The sequence below is a fragment of the Frankia sp. Mgl5 genome, from assembly GCF_023242985.1.
GTDB classification, from domain to species: domain Bacteria; phylum Actinomycetota; class Actinomycetes; order Frankiales; family Frankiaceae; genus Parafrankia; species Parafrankia soli.
In genome coordinates, this window is the sequence record NZ_JALKFY010000505.1 from 1 (window position 1) to 391 (window position 391).

The window sequence follows — 391 nt, forward strand, 5'->3', positions numbered from 1 at the left end:
ACGTCGCCGGGGGCGCGAACCTCGCCCTCGTCGCGCTATCGCGCACCGTCGGCCAGCCGCCGCGGATCAGCCGCGCGCTCGCCGACTGCCAGGCGGCGCTCGACGAGGCCCGCCGGCTCGCATACGGCCACGACGACCAGCCCGCACTCGCCACCCACGGGGAGCTCGCGCCCACCGACGACGATGTCGAGACCTGCGGGGCCCACTACGCCGCCACCAGCGACGTCGGCGAGTACGACCCCGACGCCATGCGCGACGCGCTCGACACGTTCGCCGCCGGTCTCGCCGAGCGGCTGCCCACCCCCCGGCCGGCCACGCTCGGCGACACCGACCGGGACGCCATCGCCACCGCCCTCGTCACCGCCATCGGCGACGGCGACTACTCGCCCCG

The 391-nt window shown here is 77.0% G+C and carries 1 protein-coding gene; it reads left to right on the forward strand.

All coding sequences use genetic code 11. The annotated features are described in order from the left end of the window. The coding region (locus tag MXD62_RS10350) for a hypothetical protein (protein ID WP_248829108.1) at positions 1–391 on the forward strand (391 nt) is incomplete at both ends.